The sequence below is a fragment of the Pseudomonas sp. NFACC45 genome, assembly GCF_900113505.1.
Classification (GTDB): Bacteria; Pseudomonadota; Gammaproteobacteria; order Pseudomonadales; family Pseudomonadaceae; genus Aquipseudomonas; species Aquipseudomonas tehranensis.
In genome coordinates this window covers 43,675-66,223 of the sequence record NZ_FOPO01000004.1, presented here as the reverse complement: position 1 = coordinate 66,223, position 22,549 = coordinate 43,675, and the positions used below count along the sequence as shown (strand labels likewise).

19 protein-coding genes and 1 pseudogene are annotated in these 22,549 nt (G+C 60.0%); 11 read left to right on the top strand and 9 right to left on the bottom strand.

Features of this window, described 5'->3' with window-relative positions:
* Window positions 1-15: 15 nt before the first annotated feature.
* Together cydX and BM132_RS08375 are read left to right on the top strand one after the other, a co-directional pair.
* A complete protein-coding gene (gene cydX, locus BM132_RS08380; protein WP_092454552.1) occupies window positions 16-138 on the top strand; it encodes a cytochrome bd-I oxidase subunit CydX in 123 nt (40 codons plus the stop codon).
* Window positions 135-422: a cyd operon YbgE family protein gene (locus tag BM132_RS08375; RefSeq protein WP_092454550.1), complete on the top strand. Its 288-nt coding sequence runs from the start codon at window positions 135-137 to the stop codon at window positions 420-422. The genes cydX and BM132_RS08375 overlap by 4 nt, the downstream gene beginning before the upstream one ends.
* Before the next feature lie 103 nt (window positions 423-525).
* Here BM132_RS08375 and BM132_RS08370 read toward each other — a convergent pair whose 3' ends face one another.
* The 3 genes from BM132_RS08370 to BM132_RS08360 are packed head-to-tail and all read right to left on the bottom strand — an operon-like array spanning window position 526 to window position 4,708.
* Window positions 526-960: a universal stress protein gene (locus BM132_RS08370; RefSeq protein ID WP_092396703.1), complete on the bottom strand. Its 435-nt coding sequence runs from the start codon at window positions 958-960 to the stop codon at window positions 526-528.
* Window positions 961-981: 21 nt separating this feature from the next.
* Window positions 982-3,756 (bottom strand): cation-transporting P-type ATPase, encoded by a 2,775-nt coding sequence (locus BM132_RS08365; protein ID WP_092454548.1) that lies wholly within the window; start codon window positions 3,754-3,756, stop codon window positions 982-984.
* 28 nt (window positions 3,757-3,784) lie between these two features.
* Entirely contained in the window at window positions 3,785-4,708 is a 924-nt protein-coding gene (locus BM132_RS08360) for a universal stress protein (protein ID WP_092454546.1), read from the bottom strand.
* Between the two features lie 236 nt (window positions 4,709-4,944).
* Here BM132_RS08360 and BM132_RS08355 point away from each other — a divergent pair, with 236 nt between their 5' ends.
* Complete coding sequence (locus BM132_RS08355) at window positions 4,945-6,189, top strand: MgtC/SapB family protein (RefSeq protein ID WP_092454544.1); 1,245 nt, start codon at window positions 4,945-4,947, stop codon at window positions 6,187-6,189.
* Window positions 6,190-6,295: 106 nt separating this feature from the next.
* Window positions 6,296-7,207: a universal stress protein gene (locus tag BM132_RS08350; RefSeq protein WP_092454542.1), complete on the top strand. Its 912-nt coding sequence runs from the start codon at window positions 6,296-6,298 to the stop codon at window positions 7,205-7,207.
* A 55-nt stretch (window positions 7,208-7,262) separates the two neighbouring features.
* Here BM132_RS08350 and BM132_RS08345 read toward each other — a convergent pair whose 3' ends face one another.
* Window positions 7,263-7,826 (bottom strand): GNAT family N-acetyltransferase, encoded by a 564-nt coding sequence (locus BM132_RS08345; protein ID WP_092454540.1) that lies wholly within the window; start codon window positions 7,824-7,826, stop codon window positions 7,263-7,265.
* Between the two features lie 319 nt (window positions 7,827-8,145).
* Between BM132_RS08345 and BM132_RS08340 the strand changes: the two genes are divergently transcribed.
* From BM132_RS08340 to BM132_RS08330, 3 genes are all read left to right on the top strand, one after another.
* On the top strand, window positions 8,146-10,518 hold the full coding sequence (locus BM132_RS08340; RefSeq protein ID WP_092454538.1) for a phosphoketolase family protein: 2,373 nt from the start codon (window positions 8,146-8,148) through the stop codon (window positions 10,516-10,518).
* Between the two features lie 58 nt (window positions 10,519-10,576).
* Window positions 10,577-11,467, top strand: a complete 891-nt coding sequence (locus BM132_RS08335) for a universal stress protein (protein ID WP_092454536.1) — start codon at window positions 10,577-10,579, stop codon at window positions 11,465-11,467.
* 101 nt (window positions 11,468-11,568) lie between these two features.
* Entirely contained in the window at window positions 11,569-12,924 is a 1,356-nt protein-coding gene (locus BM132_RS08330; protein ID WP_092454533.1) for an MBL fold metallo-hydrolase RNA specificity domain-containing protein, read from the top strand.
* Between the two features lie 191 nt (window positions 12,925-13,115).
* Here the strand turns inward: BM132_RS08330 and BM132_RS08325 are convergent, their stop codons facing one another.
* Both BM132_RS08325 and BM132_RS08320 read right to left on the bottom strand, forming a co-directional pair.
* Window positions 13,116-13,652 (bottom strand): Hsp20/alpha crystallin family protein, encoded by a 537-nt coding sequence (locus tag BM132_RS08325; RefSeq protein ID WP_092454531.1) that lies wholly within the window; start codon window positions 13,650-13,652, stop codon window positions 13,116-13,118.
* A gap of 269 nt (window positions 13,653-13,921) precedes the next feature.
* Window positions 13,922-14,553: pseudogene (locus tag BM132_RS08320) on the bottom strand (amino acid permease); the annotation flags it as partial.
* A gap of 394 nt (window positions 14,554-14,947) precedes the next feature.
* Between BM132_RS08320 and BM132_RS08315 the strand changes: the two are divergent.
* On the top strand, window positions 14,948-15,637 hold the full coding sequence (locus BM132_RS08315) for a phosphoribosyltransferase (protein WP_092454529.1): 690 nt from the start codon (window positions 14,948-14,950) through the stop codon (window positions 15,635-15,637).
* A gap of 22 nt (window positions 15,638-15,659) precedes the next feature.
* On the opposite strand, the gene BM132_RS28455 is transcribed toward BM132_RS08315, so the two are convergent.
* The 3 genes from BM132_RS28455 to fnr form a co-directional block, all read right to left on the bottom strand.
* Window positions 15,660-15,821: a hypothetical protein gene (locus tag BM132_RS28455; protein ID WP_177218152.1), complete on the bottom strand. Its 162-nt coding sequence runs from the start codon at window positions 15,819-15,821 to the stop codon at window positions 15,660-15,662.
* An 80-nt stretch (window positions 15,822-15,901) separates the two neighbouring features.
* The gene (locus BM132_RS08310; protein ID WP_092454527.1) at window positions 15,902-16,549 is read right to left on the bottom strand and encodes a BON domain-containing protein; all 648 of its coding nucleotides are present in this window, start codon (window positions 16,547-16,549) and stop codon (window positions 15,902-15,904) included.
* A gap of 236 nt (window positions 16,550-16,785) precedes the next feature.
* Window positions 16,786-17,529 carry a fumarate/nitrate reduction transcriptional regulator Fnr gene (fnr, locus tag BM132_RS08305; protein ID WP_092454525.1) on the bottom strand — a complete coding sequence of 248 codons (744 nt, stop codon included), beginning with the start codon at window positions 17,527-17,529 and terminating at the stop codon, window positions 16,786-16,788.
* Between the two features lie 411 nt (window positions 17,530-17,940).
* Here fnr and BM132_RS08300 point away from each other — a divergent pair, with 411 nt between their 5' ends.
* The 3 genes from BM132_RS08300 to BM132_RS08290 all read left to right on the top strand — a co-directional run bounded on the left by BM132_RS08300 (window position 17,941) and on the right by BM132_RS08290 (window position 22,392).
* Window positions 17,941-19,743 carry a sensor histidine kinase gene (locus tag BM132_RS08300; protein ID WP_092454523.1) on the top strand — a complete coding sequence of 601 codons (1,803 nt, stop codon included), beginning with the start codon at window positions 17,941-17,943 and terminating at the stop codon, window positions 19,741-19,743.
* Window positions 19,740-20,102 carry a response regulator gene (locus tag BM132_RS08295; protein WP_092396735.1) on the top strand — a complete coding sequence of 121 codons (363 nt, stop codon included), beginning with the start codon at window positions 19,740-19,742 and terminating at the stop codon, window positions 20,100-20,102. The genes BM132_RS08300 and BM132_RS08295 overlap by 4 nt, the downstream gene beginning before the upstream one ends.
* A 238-nt stretch (window positions 20,103-20,340) precedes the next feature.
* Entirely contained in the window at window positions 20,341-22,392 is a 2,052-nt protein-coding gene (locus BM132_RS08290) for a 2Fe-2S iron-sulfur cluster-binding protein (RefSeq protein WP_092396737.1), read from the top strand.
* Window positions 22,393-22,549 lie beyond the last annotated feature (157 nt).

The window sequence follows — 22,549 nt, the reverse complement described above, 5'->3', positions numbered from 1 at the left end:
AAAGGAGTAAACGATATGTGGTATTTCGCCTGGATGTTGGGCGTCGGCTTTGCGCTGTTGCTGGCGATATTGAATGCACTGTGGGGTGAGAACGAAGCGAGTCGGGCCTTGAGTGACAATGACGAGCAACAGCGATGACTCAGCAACGCTCGGATGCCCAGCCGTCTTCACGTATTCACCTGGCGAGTCTGATGATTGCCCTCGCGATCATGCTTGCCTGCACGTTGTACCCGCCGCTGATGGCAACTCCGGAGGGAAACGCTGATCACGCATTGGCGGTCGCTTTATTCGCAGCGATGAGTGTGGCTTTCGTCAGGGGTGTGGGTTTTATTCCGCGGATGAGGGTCTGGCGCTGGCTGTTTTCAGGCTGGACCTGCAGTGCGACCCTGGCGTTGGTGGGCTGGCTGATGTTCGGGCGGTGAGCGCAAGTTGCGCGCTCGATAAAGCCACATAGAACGGCGACAGTAGTTTTTTCCTGCGCCGTTCATGTTTTGTCCGTGATGATCGAAAGCAACTCACCCTCGGTTATTTGACCAAGGTAATCGGGATACTGGACAGCTGGATGACTTTGGCCGCGACAGAGCCCAGGAAGATGCCTTCGAGAAAACCACTGCCGTGCGAACCCAGGATGATGCTGTCGCACCCCAGGGATTTGGAGCACGCCACGATTCTGGTGGCCGCGTCGCCGTGCAACGTATGGAAGGTGAAGGCGATGCCTTGCTGCTTCAGAAGCGCGATTGCCTTTTGCGCATCTTCGGCACTCTTGCCGTCGTAGTAATCGTCAAGTTCATCCTTGCTCATGGTTTGCGCGATGCGAGTGGGTAAAAATGACTGAACATTCACCAGATGTACCTCCACGCTGCCTCCCAATAGTCCGCCGTTCTGGATCAGCCCAATGAGGTAATGCACTACACGTTCGGAGTGCTCTGAACCATCGACTGCGACCAATACTTTATGCATTTTGCGTATCCTCTTTCAGTGTCATGACTTCGGGCGCTGTCCCACTAGGAGCGTAGCGCTCCTGGGGTCGGTCAACCGTAGCCGAATCTGTTTTTCCGTTTCGATGATTGCAAAGAGCGCGACGCCCACAGCGATAATCAATAGCCCATCCATAAAGGGAATCGCTTGCGTGGCAAACACCCTTTGCAGGGGAGGCGCGTAGGTGATGGCGAACTGGGCGAAGGTTACCACTGCGACGGTCAGCCACACGACTTTTGTACCTCTGACGGCCTTCCAGGTGAGTGACGTGCCGTAAAGATTGCGTATGAAGAACAGGTGGAATATTTCCATCACCACCAGCGTGTTGACGGCGATCGTGCGGGCCAACTCCACCGGGTAACCCCGATCCAGTGCGTAGGTAAAAATGCCGTAGACGCCGCAAAGAAACAGGATCGAAACCAGCACCATGTGCCAGATCAAGGCGCCGCTTATCAACGGCTCGTGCCTTGAGCGCGGCGGCCGGCGCATGGTGTTTTCTTCGGTCGGTTCGAACGCCAGGGCGATCCCCAGCGTGATCGCGGTAATCAGGTTGATCCACAAGATCTGGATCGGTGTTACCGGCAGGGTGAAGCCAAACAGCAGCGCGACAATAATGGTCATGGTTTCGCCCGCGTTGGTGGGCAACGTCCAGCTCAACACCTTCTTGATGTTGTCGTAGACCGTCCGGCCTTCACGCACCGCAGCCACGATAGAGGCAAAGTTATCATCGGCCAGCACCAGGTCTGCCGCCTCTTTTGCCGCTTCACTGCCTTTGTCACCCATGGCGATGCCAGCGTCGGCGCGTTTGAGCGCGGGCGCATCGTTGACGCCATCGCCGGTCATGGCCACGGTCATGCCATTGGATTGCAGCAACATCACCAGCCGCAGCTTATGTTCGGGGCTGGTGCGGGCGAAGATGTTCACGTCCTTGAGCGCTTCTTTGAGCGTGGCGTCGTTCATCGCGTCCAGGTCGACGCCGGTCAGCACCTTGTCGGGATTTTGCAGACCGATTTGCGCGCCGATGGCGGCGGCGGTGCCGAAGTGATCGCCGGTGATCATCTTGACTGCGATACCGGCCGCCTGGCATTGCTGGACCGCCTGGATCGTTTCAGGGCGAGGCGGGTCAATCATGCCCGTCATGCCAAGCAGGGTCAGCGAACCCTGCACGTCGCCAAACTCCAGCACGGTGTGCTCGGACGGCACAGGCCGGCTGGCAAACGCCAGCACGCGCTGACCTTTGCTGGCAATGGCGTTTGCCTGTTGGTGCCAATAGTCAGCATTGAGCGGCTCTGTGGCGCCGCTGCTGCCACGCTGTTGCGCGCACATGGCCAGGATCTGTTCCGGTGCACCTTTTACATAGATGGACGCCTGTCGCTCATGGTTGTGGTGCAGCGTCGCCATGAAGCGGTGTTTGGCGTCAAACGGAATCGCGTCGGTGCGGGGCCAGGTGTGTCGCTCTTCTTCACCATCGATCCCGGCCTTCACGGAAAACGCCAGCAGTGCGCCCTCCATGGGATCGCCCTCGACCTTCCAGGTGGCTTCGTGCTGTCTCAACACCGCATCATTGCAGAGCGAGGCGGCGCGTCCCAGTTCGGCTAACGTGGGGTGGTTGGAGGTGTCAATCAACTGGTCGGCCAGGTTCATGTTGCCCGACGGTTGATAACCGGCACCGTCGACCGTGAAGGTGAGATCACTGGTGACGACCGAGGCGACCATCATTTCGTTGCGGGTGAGGGTACCGGTCTTGTCCGTGCAGATGACCGAAACCGAGCCCAGCGTTTCAATGGCAGGCAGGCGACGCACGATAGCGTTGCGCCGGGCCATCGCGCGAACCCCAACCGCCAGGGTAATGGTGAGTACGGCGGGCAGTCCTTCGGGGATGGCAGCGACCGACATGCCCACCACCACCATGAAGATCTCGTTGAATGCGTAATGGCCGACAAAATGACCGTAAACCAGTAACAGCCCCGCAACGAGCAGAATCAGAATCGTCAGCCAGCGCGCGAAGACGTTCATTTGCTGGACCAACGGAGTGGTCAGTGTCTCGACTTCTGACAACAGATTGCTGATGCGCCCGATCTCGGCCGCCGTTGCGGTGGCCACGACGACCCCGGTGGCCTGTCCGCAGGTCACCAGGGTGCCACTGAAGGCCATGCAGGCACGATCACCCAGGGCCGCTCCAAGGCGCACAGGTTCAATGTGTTTTTCGACGGGGGCGGACTCACCGGTGAGGATGGCTTCCTGGATCTGCAGCCTGTTGGCGTGCAGCAGACGCAGGTCCGCGGGGACTTTGTCACCGGCCTCCAGTAACACAATATCGCCCGGAACCAACTCCTCACCTGCAACACTTAAACGTTGGCCGGCACGCATCACGGCTGCATGCGGTGCGAGCATCTGCCGGATCGCGTCCATGGCTTTTTCCGCTTTGCCTTCCTGGACATAACCAATCACGGCGTTGGCCACCACCACCGCCAGAATGACCACCGTATCCCAAAGGTGTTGCAGCAGCGCGGTGATCGCCGCAGAGCACAGCAGCACATAAATCAGGATGTTGTGAAACTGCAACAGAAACCGCAGCCACGCCGGTCGCCGGGCCGATTCCGGCAAGCGATTGAGGCCTGTGCGCGCGAGCCGGGCTTGAACTTCGGCGTCGTTGAGCCCGGTGTGTTCATTGACCTCAAGCCGCTTGAGCACCTGCTGCGCAGGTAACGTGTACCAAGCCTCGGCATCCACGGGAGTCGGATTTTGCTCAGTCGATGCGTTGCTCGGTCGGTTCATCCGTCCATCTTCCCTGTGCTCGTTCCTGTCAATCCATCTTCTGCGGTGCAATCACCCACAGACTACACGGCATTTTGTACATCAGCCCTTCCACGGTGCTGCCGATCAGCTTGTCCAATCCCGTGTAATGCACGCGCCCCATGACAATGACATCAATGTCATGGGATGCAGCGTAGCTGGCCAGCACCTTGGCCGGGTCGCCCATGATCATGCGCCGTTGTTCCGGTGCGATGCCGTTGCGCTCGGCCAGCGCATCGAAGGCTGCGCCCTGGGATTCGTAAAGCTGCCGGGCCAGGGTCGAGGAGAAGAACATCGAGCCACTGCCGAACCCGTATTCCGAGGCGGTGATGGACGACAGGTCATAGGCGTAGATGACTTCCAGGCTCGCGTCGCAGGAGGAGGCCAGTTTGTTGGCTTCGCTCAGGATCCGGTCGTTGAGGCCTTCGTAGCGCCCATCGAGATGAAACGGGTCAATAGCAGCGAGAATCTTGCGCGGCCGGGCATGAATGACTTTGTTGACGAAGTGCAGCGGTACGTCACTTTCGCGCAGAAGATGTACATCCAGCGGCGTGAACATCAGGCGCGAGAACCAGGATTCATGCTCCACCGTCTTGATCAGCGCGTCCATCGGCTGCTCTTTGAGGTGGATCAGGATTTCCTGCAAGGGCCGCTCGACCCACGTCACTTCGGTCGTGACTTCGATGCCGAGCTTGCGCAGTGGCCTGGCCTGCTCTTCCAGCCAGTGGCGATGGCGTTCAACGTAACCCAGGCGCATCTGCTCCAGTGCCTGTTCATTGACCAGGTTGGCGGTGGCCAGGCCTTCGAGGTAGTCGAAGGCCACGATATGCAGCGCGGCGCCTTCGGCCTTGGCCAGCGCCGCAGCCCGGTCGAAGGCCGGGCTGTGTTCCATCAGCGGCGAGACGACCAGCATCAAACGTGATTGCGTGGACATGACAAACCTCCCGAGCATTGGCGTGTTGGCACCGGGCGAATGTTCGCGCGGCGTGGTATCAGGCTTTGATCATGATCGCATCGAGCGCCGGCAAGTTGATTTGCATCAAACCCACGCCAGAAGCGTGGTATCAATGCGCACGACGCCGGGCAATAGCGCTATGTTTGATCATGAATCCGGCCAGGGACTACCCTGGACCCAAATACAACCGCAACCCTCAGTATAGAACCGCCGCCATGACCGAGACCCTGGGCTTTGCCAATGCCGCCGCCGCGCTTGGAATCGGCCTGTTGATCGGGTTAGAGCGCGAGCGACGCAAAGGCGAGGGCGCCAGACGCGATTTTGCCGGTCTGCGGACCTTTGCCATTACTTCATTGCTGGGGTATGTCACGGCGCAGGCTGGCGGGGTCTTGTTACTGGGGTTCGTGGCGCTGGCGCTGGGGGCCCTGGTGACGGTGGCCTATTGGAAAAACCTCGACCAGGACCCCGGCATCACCAGCGAAGTGGCGTTATTCGCGGCGCTGGCGTTGGGGGCGCTCTGCATGACCGCCCCGGCCCTTGCGATCGCGATTGGGGTGGTGATGGCCGGTCTGCTCGCCAGCCGCCAGGCGCTGCACCACTTTGCCCGCAATCAATTGACCGCAGCCGAAATGCGTGACGGGCTAGTGTTGTTGATCGCCGCGCTGGTGGTGCTGCCGCTGGTGCCGGATCGTTTCCTCGGGCCTTACGATGCGATCAACCTGCGCACCATCTGTATGTTGACGGTCATGTTGATGGCTGTGGGCGCGCTGGGGCATGTTGCGGTGCGGACCCTCGGCACTCACTACGGTTACGCCCTCAGCGCGGTTGCCTCGGGTTTCGCCTCGGCCACGCTGACCGTCGCGACCATGGGTAACATCGCCGCGAAAGAGCCGGCCAATCTCAAGGTGCTGAGCGCCGCTGCCGTGCTATCCAATCTGGCGACAGTGGCGCAAATGGGGCTGATCCTCGGTGCCGTCGAACCGGCCCTGTTACTCTGGATGTGGGGCCCGCTGCTCTGCGGCCTGCTGACAACATTGATCTACGCCGGGGTGCTGATGTTTCCGCGCCCGAGGGCTCGGGCGGATGAACCCATCAAGCGAGGCGGGGCCTTCAACCTCAAACTGGCCTTGACGGTAGTCCTGGCGATGGCCGGTATCACGGTCCTGTCGTCGGCGATGCTTGCCGAGTTCGGGCAAGCCGGCGTAACCGTCACCGCGATGTTCAGCGGGCTGGTTGACGCGCATGCCTCGATTGCTTCCGTTGCCTCCTTGGCGAAGTCCGGGATGTTGCCCCTGGAGGGCATCGCCGTACCGGTCCTGGTGGCGATGAGCAGCAACTCCCTGAGTAAATGCGCAGTGGCCTGGCTCAGTGGCGGAAGGCGTTTCGCCGGGTATGTCATTCCTGGCCAAGTGCTGGTGACACTGGCGATGTGGGCCGGTGTTCTGCTCCCGAATCTGTGAGCCTGTGTGGTGGCAGTTTGATGAAGATCAAGTCCCGCCCGCGGCATGCGTTCATTCTGGAACCCTCACTCCCTTAGGTGGCTGCCGCCCCGTGCCGAGGTGTTCCATGTCCCAGACCCAACGTTTGTTGTTATTGGCACCCGATGCCATGACCCGTTCGCCTGCGTTCGACCGCGCCACCGAACTGGCCTTGGCGTTGGATTTACCCCTGCACATCGTCGCCATCGACTATCTGGAGGTGCTGTCGGTGGCCGGTCTTTTTGCGCCAGAGCAGGTCAAGAAGGCCCGCGACGGGTATCTGGAAACGCACCGGCACTGGTTATGGCAACAGGCTGAGCTGGCGCGCCGCCATGGGGTGGAGGCGACGAGCGAGGTGGTCTGGGGCAAAGACGCTTATCAGGCCTTGCAGCAGTACGTCAAAGAGATGCCATTGGCGCTGCTCATCAAGGACGCCGAGCCTGAACCGGTGATGAAGCGGATTTTCTTCACGCCCATGGACTGGCGCCTGCTGCGGGACTGTCCGGTGCCGGTGCACCTGGTCACCGATGCGCGTCATCCGCGGCCGCGGCAGGTTCTGGCGATCGTCGATGTGCTGCGCAGCGAGGAGCAGGACCTGGTGTTCAACGACCGGATCGTTGGTGCCGCCGTGAAATTGGCCGAACAATGCAACGCCCAGGTTGAGTTGCTGCATGCCTTCGACTGGACGGCGGTGTACGCCGCCGATATGGGCATGGGGGCGCTGCCGCTGGCCACCGGGCTCTATGAAGCATTGGGGCAGGCGCAGCATGAAGTGTTTGAATCCCTGGCCGAGCGTCACGGCGTCCCGCCGCAGCAGCGTCACTTCATCGAAGGTGCGCCGCTGAGCAGCATCTGCACCTTCGCCACCGATCATCAATGCGACGTCATTGTCATGGGTACGACACAGCATCGAGGTTTGGACAAGCACCTGGGAAGTACCGCCGAGCAGGTGCTGCAACGGGCACCTTGCAGCGTATGGGCAATCAAGCCGGGGGAGTGAAGGCAGAGGCAACGCTGCGCGGGCCCTGGAACGGGTCCCGCGCAATCAGCCACGGCTACAAATAGAGCCGGTGGATGACCTGCCGGGCGTCGTCGGGATCGGTGCGGGTTTCAAATCCTAGACTGTGGGCCAGCTCTCGCATCGGGGCGTTATCGGCGGCGTCGATGGAATACAGCTGGCGGTAGCCGTTCTTGCGGGCGGTCTCTATCAGGTGCTCCATCAGCAACGTCCCCAGCCCCAAATGCTGCCATTGATCGGCGACGGTCACCGCGCATTCACATTCGTCTTCACGGGTGGCGCAATAACGGCTGACGCCGATTTCGATCAACTGACCGTTGTCGTGGGCCAGGGCGATATAGGCCATGCGCGTCTTGCAGTCGATGTCCATCAATTGGTCGAGCATCGCCGCGCCGGGTTCATTGATTTGCGCCAGAAAACGCATGTGCCGGGACTCCGGCGACAGACGCTTGATGAAGTCATATTCGCGCTGGCGATCTTCTTCCTTCAATGGCCTGATCAGCACGTGCCGGCCATCTCTGAGCGCCTGGATCCAGTGTTTGCCGCTGATGCTGGCATACATGGCAGCGGCGCGTTCATTGTGGTCTTTGATGTTGAGCATGATGTGTTCCTCCATCGGATATGAGCCCCAGGCGTGGCGGACACCACGCAGTCGATACTGTTTTACGCCCGCCGAGGTGATGGATTCTGATCTGGATCAGTGCTCGTGAATCCGCCGATCGATTACCTTGCAATTGATAAAGATCAACCCGCTTGCAGATGACAGGCGCAGGCTGTTGTTCACGCCAGAGAGGAAGCGGTCTGAACCGGATGTCTACAACCCGCGCCGGCGTGCGATGAGGAAGTACCCGTGTGTGGAGGTTGACTGCATCCATCACTGACCGGCAGTGCCTGGCACCCTGTTTTTTGTGGAGGACGTGATGAGCGATTTTCTCAGCCCCGACCAACTGGAAGGCATTGACGCCTACTGGCGCGCTTCCAACTACCTGGCCGTGGGCCAGATTTACCTCAAGGACAACCCCTTGCTGCGCAAGCCGCTGCAACTGGGCCACGTCAAGCCACGCCTGTTGGGCCATTGGGGCACGACACCGGGGTTGAACCTGGTTTACGTGCATCTCAATCACCTGATCAAGACCCACGATCTGGATATGATCCTGATCACCGGCCCTGGGCATGGCGGACCGGCTATCGTTGCCCAGAGCTATCTGGAGGGCAGCTTCACCCAGTGTTATCCCTCGGTGGAACAGAACGAAAACGGGATGCTGCGCTTGTTCCGGCAGTTTTCCTGGCCCTATGGCTTGTCCAGTCATGTCTCGGCGCAGATTCCGGGTTCCATCCATGAAGGTGGAGAGCTGGGTTATTGCCTGGCCCACGCCTACGGTGCGGCGTTCGACAACCCTGACCTGATCGTGACCTGCGTCATCGGTGACGGTGAAGCCGAAACCGGTACGCTGGCGGCGAGCTGGCATTCCAACAAGTTTCTCAACCCCAGCCGTGACGGGGCTGTGTTGCCCATCCTGCACCTTAACGGTTTCAAGATCGCCAACCCCACGCTGCTGTCACGCATCAGTGAAGACGAGCTGTCAGCGCTGATGTACGGCTATGGCTACGACCCTTATTTTGTCGAAGGCGACGACCCGCAGATCGTTCACCAGCAACTGGCCACAGCCCTGGACGCGATGCTGCTCAAGATCCGCGAAATCCAGCGTACGGCCCGTGCGGACGCCTCGGGACGTGAACTGGAGCGGCCACTGTGGCCTATGCTGGTGCTGCGCACGCCCAAGGGCTGGACCGGTCCGCGATTCGTCGACGGTCAGCAGGTCGAAGGCACCTGGCGCTCTCATCAGGTGCCGCTGAGCCACTTCGAACAGCCCATGCATCTGACGCAACTGCAACAATGGCTCGAGAGTTACCGGCCGCAGGAGCTGTTCGACGCCGGCGGTGCGTTGCTGCCGGATATCGCCGCGCTGGCGCCGACGGGGCATCGGCGTTTGGGCGCCAATCCCCACGCCAATGGCGGTTTGCTCCTGCAGCCACTTGAACTGCCGTGGTTTACCGATTACGCCGTGCAGTTTTCCGCGCCCGGCAGCGTGCAGGCAGAGTCCACTCGGGTATTGGGTGGTTTTGTACGCGACGTGATGAAACAAAACCTCAAGGCTGGCAACTTTCGCCTGTTCGGCCCCGACGAAACGGCGTCCAATCGCCTTGATGCAGTGTATGAGGTCAGTGGCAAGACCTGGATGGCGGCGCAGGAAACCGGCGATACGAATCTGGACTGCGACGGCCGGGTGATGGAAATCCTCAGCGAGCAGGTGTGTGAAGGCTGGCTTGAAGGGTATTTGCTGACCGGTCGTCATGGGTTGTTCTCCTGCTACGAAGCGTTCATCCATATCGTCGATTCAATGTTCAACCAGCACGCCAAGTGGCTCAAGACCGCCGCCCAGATTCCCTGGCGCGCACCGATCGCCTCGCTGAACTACCTGCTCACGTCCCATGTCTGGCGTCAGGACCACAACGGCTTTTCCCATCAAGACCCAGGGTTCATTGATCTGGTGGCGAACAAAAGCGCGGACGTGGTGCGTATCTACCTGCCGCCGGATGCCAACTGCCTGTTATCCGTGGCCGATCACTGCCTCAAGAGTCGCAATTACATCAATGTGATCGTGGCAGGCAAACAGCCGGAGTGGCAGTGGCTGGACATCGACTCGGCCATCCGCCATTGCATGACCGGCGCTGGCCGCTGGGCCTTCGCCTGCAAGGACGATGAAGACCCTGATGTGGTAATGGCCTGTGCCGGTGACGTGCCGACCCTGGAAACCCTGGCCGCCGTGACCCTGCTGCGCGAATACGTCCCCGACCTGCGAGTGCGAGTGGTCAATGTGGTCGACCTGATGGTCTTGCAACCGCCGCAACAGCATTCCCACGGGTTGCCGGAGGCCATGTTCGATGAGCTGTTCACCGTGGACAAACCGGTGATTTTCGCTTTCCACGGCTATCCTTCATTGATCCATCGCCTGGTTTACAAACGCCATAATCACGACAACTTCCACGTGCGCGGTTTCATGGAGGAGGGGGCCACAACCACACCGTTCGACATGGCGGTCATCAATCACCTGGATCGCTACCAACTGGCCCTGGATGTCATCCAGCGGGTCCCACGCTTGCAACCGCTGGTGGAAGGCGCCCGCGACCGCTACTGGGCCACCATGGAGAAGCACCAGCTCTACCTGATCGAACATGGGCAGGACATGCCCGAGGTCTTGAACTGGCACTGGACGCCAGCGCCGGGTTGATTGTCCTGCGCGGGTCATGAAGTCGACGTCGCGCCGTTCTACTTTTTGGAGATCCATCATGAGCCAGTACCAGCGCTTGCTGTTGATTCTCAACCCGGCACAACGACATTCTCCTGCCCTGCATCACGCAGCGGCCTTGGCGGCGGCCAGCGGGGCGCACTTGCATGTTTCGGCGTTGGTGCCGTCACTGGACATACTCTCGCTGTTGGAGCAGGAGCCCCGTGAGGAAGCGCGCCAGAACTATCTGCAGGACCACCGTCACTGGCTGGAGGAGGAGGCCGACAAGATGCGGCGTCGAGGCCTGAGGGTCACCACTCAGGTGGACTGGGTCGACGGCATGGACGAGCAGATTCTGCAGCACGTTACGCAAATCCAGCCTGATCTGCTGATCAAGCAGGTGCAACACGAGCCCCTGCTCAAACGGGCCTTTCTTACCCCGCTGGACTGGCGTCTGTTGCGCCAGTGTCCGGTTCCCATGTATCTGGTGGGCGCCACCGGCCACGCCTTACCGCGCAAGGTGGTTGCGGCGGTGGACCCCTCCAGCGACTTTGCGCAAAACAGTGGGCTCAACGACCGGATCATTCGCGAGGCAATCGGCTTGGCCTTGCAGTGCGACGCCGAGCTGCATCTGGTTCACGCGTATGAGGTTTCGTCGGTGTACCTGGGCGATGTCGGTGGCGGTGGGCTGACGCTTAAGCAGCTCAGTAATGAGCTGCGCAGGAGCCTGGAAAAAGCGTTCCTGGAGCTGGCCAACCTGTTCGGCGTTCCGGCCGAGCGCAGGCACTTTGTGCTGGGCCATCCGGTTTCAGCCTTGAGTGAGTTTGCCCTGGAGCATGAGGTGGATGTCGTCGTCATGGGGCGCTCCCAAAAGAGTGGCCCGCACGGGCTGTTAGGCAGCACCACAGAGCATATTTTGTATCAGGTGTCGTGCAGCGTGCTGGCGGTGTGAGGACACCGGCGTTCACCGCGGCGTCCTTGATGAAAATCAATGGCCGTTGGTGTGAATAGTGCGACCCATGCAACTCCCATCGATGGTTCAGGAGCACGCTCATGCGCATGACGTTTCTAGGGGCGGCCGGCACGGTCACCGGCAGCAAGTACCTGCTGGAGCACGACGATCAGCGCATTCTGATCGACTGCGGGCTGTTCCAGGGCTACAAACAATTGCGCTTGCACAACTGGGACCCGTTCGAACTGCCGATGCGTGACCTGGACGCGATCGTGCTGACTCACGCGCATCTGGATCACAGCGGGTACCTGCCGGTGCTGGTGCGCAATGGGTATCGCGGTCCGGTCTATGCCACGCAGGCCACCTGCGAGTTGGCAAAAATTCTCCTGCTCGACAGCGCCCGCTTGCAGGAAGAGGAGGCCGAATACGCCAACCGCAAAGGGTTTTCCAAACACGATCCGGCCTTGCCGCTGTACACCCGTGAGCATGTCGAGCGGGCGCTGAAGCTGCTACGTCCAGTGGCGTTCGATCATCCGGTGGACATCGGCCGGGGACTGAATATGTTGCTGCGTCGCGCCGGGCACATTCTGGGTGCCGCCACGGTGCAGGTTCAGGCCGGTGGCGTAACGCTGGTGTGTTCCGGTGACCTGGGACGCCCCGAGGATCCGTTGATGTTCGCCCCGCAAACCATCGAACGTGCGGATTACCTGTTGGTGGAGTCCACCTACGGCGACCGGCGGCATCCACACGATTCGCCGGAAGATCAACTGGCCGACGTCATCACCCGCACCGCATTGCGTGGCGGTATCACGTTGGTGCCCTCATTCACGGTCGGTCGGGCACAACTGTTGATGTACCACCTGTATCGCCTGAAACAGCGTATGGCGATCCCGGATATCCCGATATACCTCAACAGCCCCATGGCCATCGACGTCACCCGTTTGTATCAGCGCTTTGGCGATGAGCACCGGTTGTCCAAGGAAGAATGTGAAGGCATGTGCCATATCGCGCATCCGGTGCGTTCGGCCAAGGACTCCATGGACCTGGACGTGCGACGCACCCCGGCAGTGATTATCGCCGCCAGTGGCATGGCCACCGGAGGGCGGGTGTTGTTTCACCTCAAGAGCCTGGCGCCCAACCCCATCAATACCTTGCTGATGCCAGGTTTCCAGGCCGGCGGTACGCGCGGCGCAAGAATCGTGGCGGGCGAGCCGTCGGTGCGCATCCATGGCAAGGACGTGCCGATCAACGCTGAAGTGGTGCCGATGCAAACATTGTCCGCCCATGCCGATGCCGATGAAATCATGCAATGGTTGCGTGGCTTCAAGACACCGCCCCGGCATACCTATGTCGTCCACGGCGAACCCAATGCTTCCGACGTCTTGCGTCACCGCATTCGCGATGAATTGGGCTGGTCGGTGTCGGTGCCGGAATACCGCGACAGCGTGGAACTCTGAACGACCGCTATCGCGAGCAAGCTTTGCTCCCACGAAAGTTATGCAAGCGACTCGAAAACTGTGGGAGCGAGCCTGCTCGCGAAGAGGTCGTTAGCTGCACCAGCACATTTGAGCAAATTCATTCACGCACAAATGCACAGGCAAGAAAAAGCCCCTCGTCGTTGGCCGGCGAGGGGCAAGGTGTACTGCATTCAGTCAGCCTTGATCGGCACGACCTTTTCCGCTTTCAACGCTTCCGGTTTTTTAGGCAGTGTCAGGGTCAGCACGCCTTTGCTGAACTGGGCTTCGATCTTGTCGCTGTCGACCCCTTTTGGCAGGTTGAACACCCGCTCGAAGGAGCCGTAATGGCGTTCGGACAAGTAATAGCCTTTCTTCTTTTCTTCCTGGGTTTCCTTTTTCTCCCCTTTGATAACCAGATTGCCATTGGCTAGCCGGATTTCGATGTCCTTCTGATCCATTCCGGGCAATTCGGCGGTGATTTCAAAGCTCTTCTCCTTTTCGCTGATGTCCACGGCGGGCAGGCTTGCGGAGAACTCCCGGCGCCAGAAGGGCTCGACGTCGAACAGCCCGCGACTGAAGGGAGAAAGGCCTGTGCCCCGGTTGAAATCATCGAACAGGTGATCCACCTGCTGACGGAGTTTTTCCAGTGGATGCCAAAGGTCATGCTTGACCGGATGTTGAGCTTTGTCTTGGGTATCGACCGGCATTTTTTTCACTGAATTGGACATTTGGTTTTCCTCTTGGGTGATGTCCGGGCGGGCCCTGGCATCATTGCCAGGCGCTGGTTCCGGACGGGTCAATGCACGCTTGCAGGCCTTACAACGAGAGTTGTCCGGACCAGAGCATCCAGCCGGCAAAGATCGCCGCCACCCAGATCACCAGCAGCAACCCCCAGCCGAAACCATTGAGCGCATGTCCGGTCCTAGCCCATTGGGCGCTGAGGTAAATCAGCGAACCGGGGGCATAGAGCAGGGCGCTGAGCAGCATGTAGCGAGGGCGCCCTGCCCACATCCGCCCGGTCGGCGGCACGGGCGGAAAACACGTTGGCACCTTCAATGCCGATAAAGACCCAGACCGTCATCAGCATGGTGCTCTTGACCTGATCCAGGGTGCTGCCCAATGCCGGTGTGCCCCAAAAGTCGACCATGAAGGTGTCTTTGGAGAACCCGGCGATCACCAGACCGATGAACAGCAACAGCGGCACAACCTTGGCCACGGTGGTCAGGGCGTTGGCTTTGGCGGCGGTGCGCATCCCGCGCAGGATCATCCAGTGCAAGGACCACAGCACCACCGACGCACCGGCGATCGCGGCTTTGTTATTGCCTTCGCCGAACAGCGGGAAAAATAACTGAGCGCCGCGAACAGAATCACCAGGTAGCTGACGTTGCCAATCCATGCGCTGATCCAGTAGCCCCACGCCGAATTGAAGCCCAGAAACTCACCCCCCAGCGCGCGGGCGTAGGCGAATACGCCATTATCGAGTTCCGGTTGGCGGTTGGAGAGAGTCTGATAGACCAGGGCCAGTGACAGCATGCCTACGCCGGTAATCAGCCAGCCGATCAGGATAGCCCCGGCTCCCGCGCTGGAGGCCATGTTCTGGGGCAGGCTGAAAATGCCGCTGCCGATCATCGAACCGACCACTAGCGCAACCAGCAGGCTCAATGACAGACGTTTGGGTTCGACCTTTCGCAAACTGCCGGCCAAAGGATGAGGTTTTGCGGCCGGGATGACCGGCTCGGTGCCTTGCAGGTGCGTTGCCATGATGAAGTCTCCACGAGACGAGGGGGCGACAACCTTCGCCCAGGCGAAGGTTCTAACGCTGGTTATTAATCTCTGCGTGAAGAGGGTAGGGAGCATTGATTTAGATCAGAGGTTATGCAGGGTGTGAGTGTGTGAATTTCATAGGAGAAGGGCTGAGCTGCCTTGCAGGGAAATTGACATAAATCAACGCACCGGCAGCTCTATCAGAGGACGCTGGATTGACGCTGAACGACGGGGCGCAACAGCCTGTGGAGGTTTTCCAATGAGTCAGAGTCCCTCAATGCAAACAGTATGGAAAGACCGGAGCGCCGCGGGGCAAGGGCTGGTGGACGCTTTGTTCAAATACGCCCATCGACCCGATGTCATCGTCCTGGCCTTGCCGCGCGGCGGAGTTCCGGTGGCTTATGAAGTGGTCACCGCTCTGCACGTGCGCCTCGACCTGATGCTGGTTCGCAAACTGGGTGTGCCATCCAACCCCGAGTTCGCGATGGGCGCCATTGCCAGTGGTGGCATACAGATCCTCAATGACGACGCTCTTCGTGCCCATCCGATTGGTCAGGCCGATTTCGACGCCGTGGTCGCCCGGGAGACCCGGGAGCTGCTGCGTCGTGAACAGGCGTATCGAGGCACGCGTGAGCCTGTACAGCTCAAGGACCAGGTGGTCATCCTGATTGATGACGGTCTGGCCACAGGGGCCTCGATGATGGCAGCGATCCACGCGGTCCGCACGCAAGGGCCCTCGCGCATCGTGGTCGCTGTGCCGGTTGCGCCGCTTGAAACGCTGGAGGCGCTACGCAGCGAAGTGGATGAGGTGATTTGTCCGTTGATTCCTGACTGGCTGGTTTCCATAGGCTATTGGTACAAGGACTTCCCCCAGACATCGGATGAAATCGTCATCGATTTGCTGCAGCGAGCCTGGCAGCGGGAGTCGACCGCCGGCCCTCAGGGGTAGGGCGGCCGGACTGCGAACGGGCTCACACGCCAAATGGAAAGGTTTCGTCTTCCTGCTCGAGTTTCTGGCTTTTTGGCATAGCCAGTGCTGTTACCGCTCCAATCGGGTGGGGAGAACCAGAAAGTCCATCAAGCGTGTGTGACGAGGGTGTGTTCATTGGTGGCATCCTCACGGATTTTTTCATGGCCTCAGCTCAATAACGGCATCAGATGACAGGCAGCGCACTCATCGCCGGAGTGAGCGTTGGCTCCCCGGGCCAGCGACTCAGACCAGCAACAGATGATCGTTCACCTCTCTGACCCCCGGAACCGACCAGGCCGCCCGTTCCGCGATTTTACGCTGGCGCCATAAATGGACCTTGCCGTCGAGCCTCACCACATCCCCATCAACTTTGACGTGAATGGCCTTGGCGTCCACTTCGGCATTGCGCTTAAGGGCCTCTTCGATACGGTGCTGGATATTGTCGGCGTCCACTCGAGGGCGCAGCGTCAGCCGATTGTTGACGCCCATGACGCCGGACAACTTGAACACGGCTCGCTCCACGGCTTCTTTCTGGTATTGCCAATCTACTTCACCTTCCAGACTGACCCAGCCGTTCTGGACGACGACTTTTATGTCGCCCTCGGGAACGTCGGAACTCCAGTTGATGATCTTCAAGGCGCGATTGGCAATGGTGTCGTCTGCGGTGCCGGCGTTTTTATTCAGTCGGACCTGGATTTCCTCAGCTACGGCGCGCACGCCTTCGATGTTTTTGACAGCGCGTTCAGCGCTGATTTTTTCTGCATAGCTGCTGACGTGGCCGGAGAGGGTGACAACGCCGTTGTCCACGGCCACGCCAATATGGGCTGCGTTGAGGTCGGGTTGGAATTCCAATTCTTCCAGAATGGTTTTGCGCAGGGTCAAGTCGCTCATCGAGGCGTCCTCCAGATGATGCAAAGCGGGCGAGCTGTCAGGGCCCGGTCTGCTTTTTTTACCCCTGGGTGAGGCCGACGCATTGAGCTAAATCAACAAGGGCGTAATGAGCCCCTGTGCGGTCGGGCAACTGGCTGTAAGTTGATGAGGATCAGAAAGACGACCTACCGAGCGAACAGGGTGGTCGGTCAGGCGGCAAGCAGATAACCGGTGATGTGAACGCATCGACTGGTTTTTTACTGCTCTGAGTGACGATGGCAACCGGCTACTTTTTGCTTGAGGCCGGGCAGGTCCAGGATCGTGACGTTGCGTCCATGCATGTCCACCAGATCCTCCTCTCGCAGGTGGGCGATACCCCGGCAGATGGTTTCCAGTCGCAGGCCCAGATAGGAGCCGATGGCCTCCCGGCTCATGCGCAAGACGAATTCCCTGGAGGAGTAGCCGCGCATATTGAGTCGTTGCGACAGGTTCAGCAGGAACGCCGCCAGACGCTCATCGGCATTCATGTTGCCCATCAACAGCAACATGCTGTGGTCACGTACGATTTCCCGGCTCAGGAGTTTGTTGAGGTTGTGCTGCAGGGAGGGGAGGTCGCGGGCGAGTTTTTCCAGGAGCGCGAAGGGGAGCGGGCAGACTTCGCTGTCTTCCAGGGCTATCGCTGTGCAAGCGTAATGATCGGTGCTGATGGCGTCCAGACCGAGCATTTCGCCCTGCATCTGAAACCCTGTGATTTGTTCGCGGCCATCCGTGGACAAGATGCTGGTCTTGAAAAAGCCCAGCCGTACGGCATACAGCGAGCGCAGCGGATCGCCGGTGCGGTACAGCGCCGCGCCCTTTTTGATCTTCAGTCGCTGGGCGATCAAGGTGTCGAGACGCTCGACTTCACCGCCTGTCAGCCCAATGGGCAGGCACAGTTCAAGCACGCTGCAATTGGAACAGGCAGTCTTGAGGCCATGCACGTGTAACACTTGTGAAGACATTGGACGGCTTCCTTTTGCAACAAGCATAGGGGAATAACTGCGCTGTGCCTGTTTTTCCGGGGCCATTGCCACTTTTATCGGGTCAGGCGACTCCCGCAGTGAATGCAAAAAGACTGGGGGCACGAGTAAGTGACTGATTTGAGCCGATTGGGCCAATAAGTCATGGGGCTGCACCGCACGTCGGTTGATTTGATTCAGCCCCTTCCCGGCCACCGGTTACGTGCCGCTGAGTTTTCCTGAACTCGCAAAGAGAATGGGGATCTAGACTCCAATACCGCAGCTTTACGACAAATATCCGTACCCGCACTTGAAGTCATTTATCCGAGCTGGCATCACCGACTCCGGGTATTACAAAGGGGGGCGATGGACAGCAAGGGGCGCTTCAGCCAGGTGGATTGAGGATATTTACTGATGTTGAACATTCAAGAGCTACCCGTGGAAACCCGCACATCGAGCGAGTACGAAAGTCTGGCCACGATGGGAGCGAGCGCGCTCGACGCCATTCCGGGGGCGGTCTATCTCTGCGATCGCGAAGGTTGGCTCGTCAGGTATAACAGTGAGGCCGCCGAGCTGTGGGGTAGGGTGCCGGTACTAGGCGAGAACGGTGACCGCTTCTGTGGCTCGCACCGGCTTTTCTTGCCCGACGGTACGCCGCTGGCTTTTGAGGACTGCCCAATGGCGTCGGCTCTCAACAGCGGCGTACCCACACGCAATCAGGAAGTGATCATTGAGCGTCCAGATGGAGCGCGGATCGTCGCCCTTGTGAACATCCGGCCCCTTAGAGATCGAAGCGGGGCCATTCAAGGGGCGATCAATTGCTTCCAGGATGTCTCGGCGCACCATGCCATGGCCGAAGAGCTTCGACGCAAGAGCGCCGACCTCGAGGATTTTTTTGAAAACAGCGCGGTGGGGCTTCACATTGTCAGCAACGCGGGCATTATCCAGCGTGCCAACAAGGCCGAGCTGAACATGCTGGGCTACACGGCTGAAGAATATATTGGCCGCCACATTACGGAGTTTCATGTCGATGAGTCCGTTATTGGTGACATCCTCAACAAACTGGGCAGCGGCGAAAGTCTGGACAGCTATCCCGCGCGGTTGAGGGCCAAAGACGGCACGATCAGGCATGTAGCGATTACCTCCAATGGGCGTTTCGAGGACGGTAAGCTCTTTCACACACGCTGTTTCACCATCGACGTCACGCTCGCCCAGCGAATGGAAAGCCAGATTCGTGAAAGTGAACGGCACATGCGCAATCTGCTCGAGGCTTTACCCGCCGCGGTTTATACCACCGACGCGCAAGGGCGCATCACCTTCTTCAATCGGGCCGCTGTCGAGTTGTCCGGGCGAACGCCTCAACTGGGTGACCTGTGGTGCGTGACCTGGAAAATATTCAATACTGACGGGAGCGCGCTTCCCCACGACCAATGCCCGATGGCGGTGGCCTTGAAGGAAAACCGCCCGATACGCGGTGTCGAGGCCATTGCCGAGCGGCCTGATGGCACTCGTGTGCCGTTTGCGCCTTACCCCACACCGCTGCATGACGCCGATGGCAACCTGGTGGGCGCCATCAACATGCTGGTGGACATCACCGAGCGAAAGCAGGCGGAGAACCGGCAGAAAACCCTGATCGACGAGCTCAACCATCGGGTCAAGAACACCCTGGCCACTGTGCAATCGCTGGCGGCACAAACGGCGCGCAATGCCGAAGATGCGAAAGATGGTTACAGGCGTTTCGAAGCCAGGTTGCTGGCGTTGTCCCGGGCCCATGATCTGTTGACCCGGCGGCATTGGGGGCATACGCCCCTGGGTTCCCTTGCTCAAGAAGTGCTGATGCCGATATTTGGCCAGGAACCCGGTCGCATCGTGGTCGAGGGCGACCCTGTGGACGTCAGCACCCGAGTGGCGCTCAACCTCACAATGACCCTCAATGAGCTGGCGATCAATGCACTTAAATACGGAGCGATGTCAGTCGAGACCGGCACGCTTTCAGTGAAATGGTCTGTGCAACCAGCAGCCAAGGGTATGTTGCTGACCTTGGACTGGTGCGAGCGGGGCGGGCCTGCGGTCTCCCAGCCCAAGCGGGAAGGGCTGGGTTCTCGTTTGATGAAACGCTGCATCGAGCGCGATTTGGGCGGGACATTTGACCTTACCTTCGACCCGCACGGGGTTGTCTGCCGTTTCTCGTTTCCGCTCGGCGCGTCCAGCCCATGAGTGCGTTCCCCGGAGTCAGAGTGCTGGTGGTCGAGGACGAAGGCGCCATCGCCATGTTGGTCGAGCAAATGCTCGAAGAACTCGAATGCGTGGTGGTGGCATCCGTGGCCCGGCTCGCTACGGCGTGTGAAGTGGCGAACCAGGTGGCGATTGATTTGGCCATTCTGGATGTCAACCTGGCCGGTGAGCGGGTTTTTCCGGTTGCCGAGATTCTCCAGGCTCGGCAGATTCCGTTTTTATTCAGCACCGGATACGGTGCCAGCGGGCTGCCTAGCGAGTTTGCCCATCGCCCCGTGTTGCACAAGCCATTTTCCGAAAACGACTTGCAACTGAAGATCGCCCTTGCCCTGGGGCGCTGACCTTCAGCGATGAACGGGCTTACTGTCCGGTCCTGGTGATTCCCTCCGCAGGCGTCTTCGGGCGCGTTCATTCCAGTTTATGAAACGGTGGATTGCAGTTCGTGCGTATTCCTCCCCAATCCCTTTGGGAAGAAGATAACCCCACCTGCAATGCACCCTCGGCAAGAGGCGTAGCGCAGTCCCCCTGACCGTAGCGTCTGAACGCAGTCTGCAAGGCTGCGGGCGCGAGGAGTAGCTGATGGACGAAGCCTCGAAAGCACAACCCTCACCCTGGCATGAAGGCGAACTGACCTTGCAGCGCTCGGTCGGTGCGGTCGACATGATGACCAGCGTCGGCCAGCGGCAGTTGGCACGCGACTGGATGCCGGACCAGCACCGGGACTTCTACGCGCAGTTGCCTTTCGTGGTATTGGGCGCCGTGGATCGGCAAGGTGACGTGTGGGCGACCCTGCGCACCGGCAAACCCGGTTTCATGAGCTCACCGGATCCGCAAACCCTGCAGATCAATATCGAGCCGCAACCCAGCGATCCGGCCCAGGAGGGCATGGGCGAGGGGGATGCCATCGGTATGCTGGGTATCGAGTTGCACACCCGCCGGCGCAACCGCATGAACGGCAACATCTGCCGTCTGCTCGGTCACGGGCTGGAAATATCCGTACGTCAGGCCTATGGCAATTGCCCTCGCTATATCAACCTGCGCCAATATTCCTTTGTCCGGGAACAGGCCGGCGACGCTCGGCACTTGGTGGCGACGGACCCACTGGCCCGTCGTCTGATCACAGCGGCTGATTCGTTTTACATCGCCACCTATGTGGAGCGCGACGGCGAGCGGCAGGTCGATGCGTCCCACCGTGGCGGCAAGCCAGGTTTTGTGCGCATGGACGAGGACGGCACACTGACCATTCCGGACTTTTCCGGAAACCTGTTCTTCAACACCCTGGGCAACATCCTGCTCAATCCCCGCGCAGGCCTTACCTTTATCGATTTCAAGACCGGCGACCTTCTGCAAATGACCGGTTCAGCCCAAGTGTTGCTGGACGATCCCGAAATAGCGGCGTTCCAGGGGGCCGAGCGGTTGCTGCGCTTCAAGCCGCAGCGCGTTGTTTACCGCCCGGCAGCGGTCCCGCTGCGCTGGAAGGACCAGAGCGCGGGCGACTCGCCCAACTCATTGATGACCGGGAGCTGGGAACAAGCCGCCGAGCGCTTGCAGGCCGAAGCCCTGCGGACCCACTGGCGCCCATTGCGCGTGGTTCGTGTGGTGGATGAGAGCCACAACATTCGCTCCTTCTACCTGCAAGCGGCCGACGGCGCGGGCGTGCCCCGGTTTGACGCCGGCCAGCACTTGCCCGTGCGGATTTCGCTGGAGGGGCAGAAAGCGCCATTGATTCGCACCTACAGCGTGTCCAGTGCGCCGTCGGATGACTTCCTGCGCATCAGCGTCAAGCGCGATGGTTTGGTCTCCTCGCACCTGCATGACCGGTTCGAGGTGGCGCAGCAGCTTGAGGCGCGAGCGCCCCAAGGGCACTTCACCGTTCAGGCCACTGAGCGGCGGCCCTTGGTGCTGCTGGCGGCGGGCGTGGGTGTGACGCCGCTGTTGTCGATGTTGCGCGAGGTGGTTTATCAGGGCCTGCGCATGAGCCGGATGCGGCCGGTCTGGATGGTGCAAAGCGCGCGCACGGTTGCCGACCTGGCCTTTCGCGAGGAAATCGATGAGCTGGCGAACCGCGCTGGGGGCAAGGTCAAAGTCCTGCGCGTGGTCAGCCAACCGCCGAGCGACGGAGCCGGGCAAGGTTACGACGCGACGGGCAGGATTGATGTCGAGCTACTCAAGCAGCTGCTGGCGCTCGATGACTACGACTACTACCTCTGCGGACCGGGCAGCTTCACCCAGTCGCTGTATGACGGGCTGCGTAAATTGCGCATTCCCGATGATCGCATTCACGCCGAGACTTTCGGCCCGTCCACGCTGGTGCGTGACGCCGAAATCAGTGTGCCGGCGATCCCGCAAGTGCCTGCATCGAGCGAGACGGTAAAGGTATTGTTCGCCAGCTCCGGCAAGGAGGCCCGTTGGGAGCCAGGCAGCGGGACCTTGCTGGAACTCGCCGAGGCCCGGGGCCTTAGTCCGGAGTTCAGTTGCCGCGGTGGTTCGTGCGGCACCTGTAAGACCCGGTTGAGCCAGGGGCAGGTGCATTATCTGAACAGTCCGGCCGAGCCGGTTGCCGAGGATGAGGTACTGATCTGTTGCGCAGTGCCGGCGCAGGGCAGTGAGACCCTGGTTCTGGACGTTTGAGCAGGTGCTCATCTCGCCCCAATCGCCCAGCCCAACAGAACCCGTGGTGAGGGAGCTTGCTCCCGCTGGGCTGCGTAGCAGCCCCAAAAGAGCTGAACACAATCAACCTGACGCACCGCGATGGCAGATCTTAGGGCTGCTGCGCACCCCAGCGCCC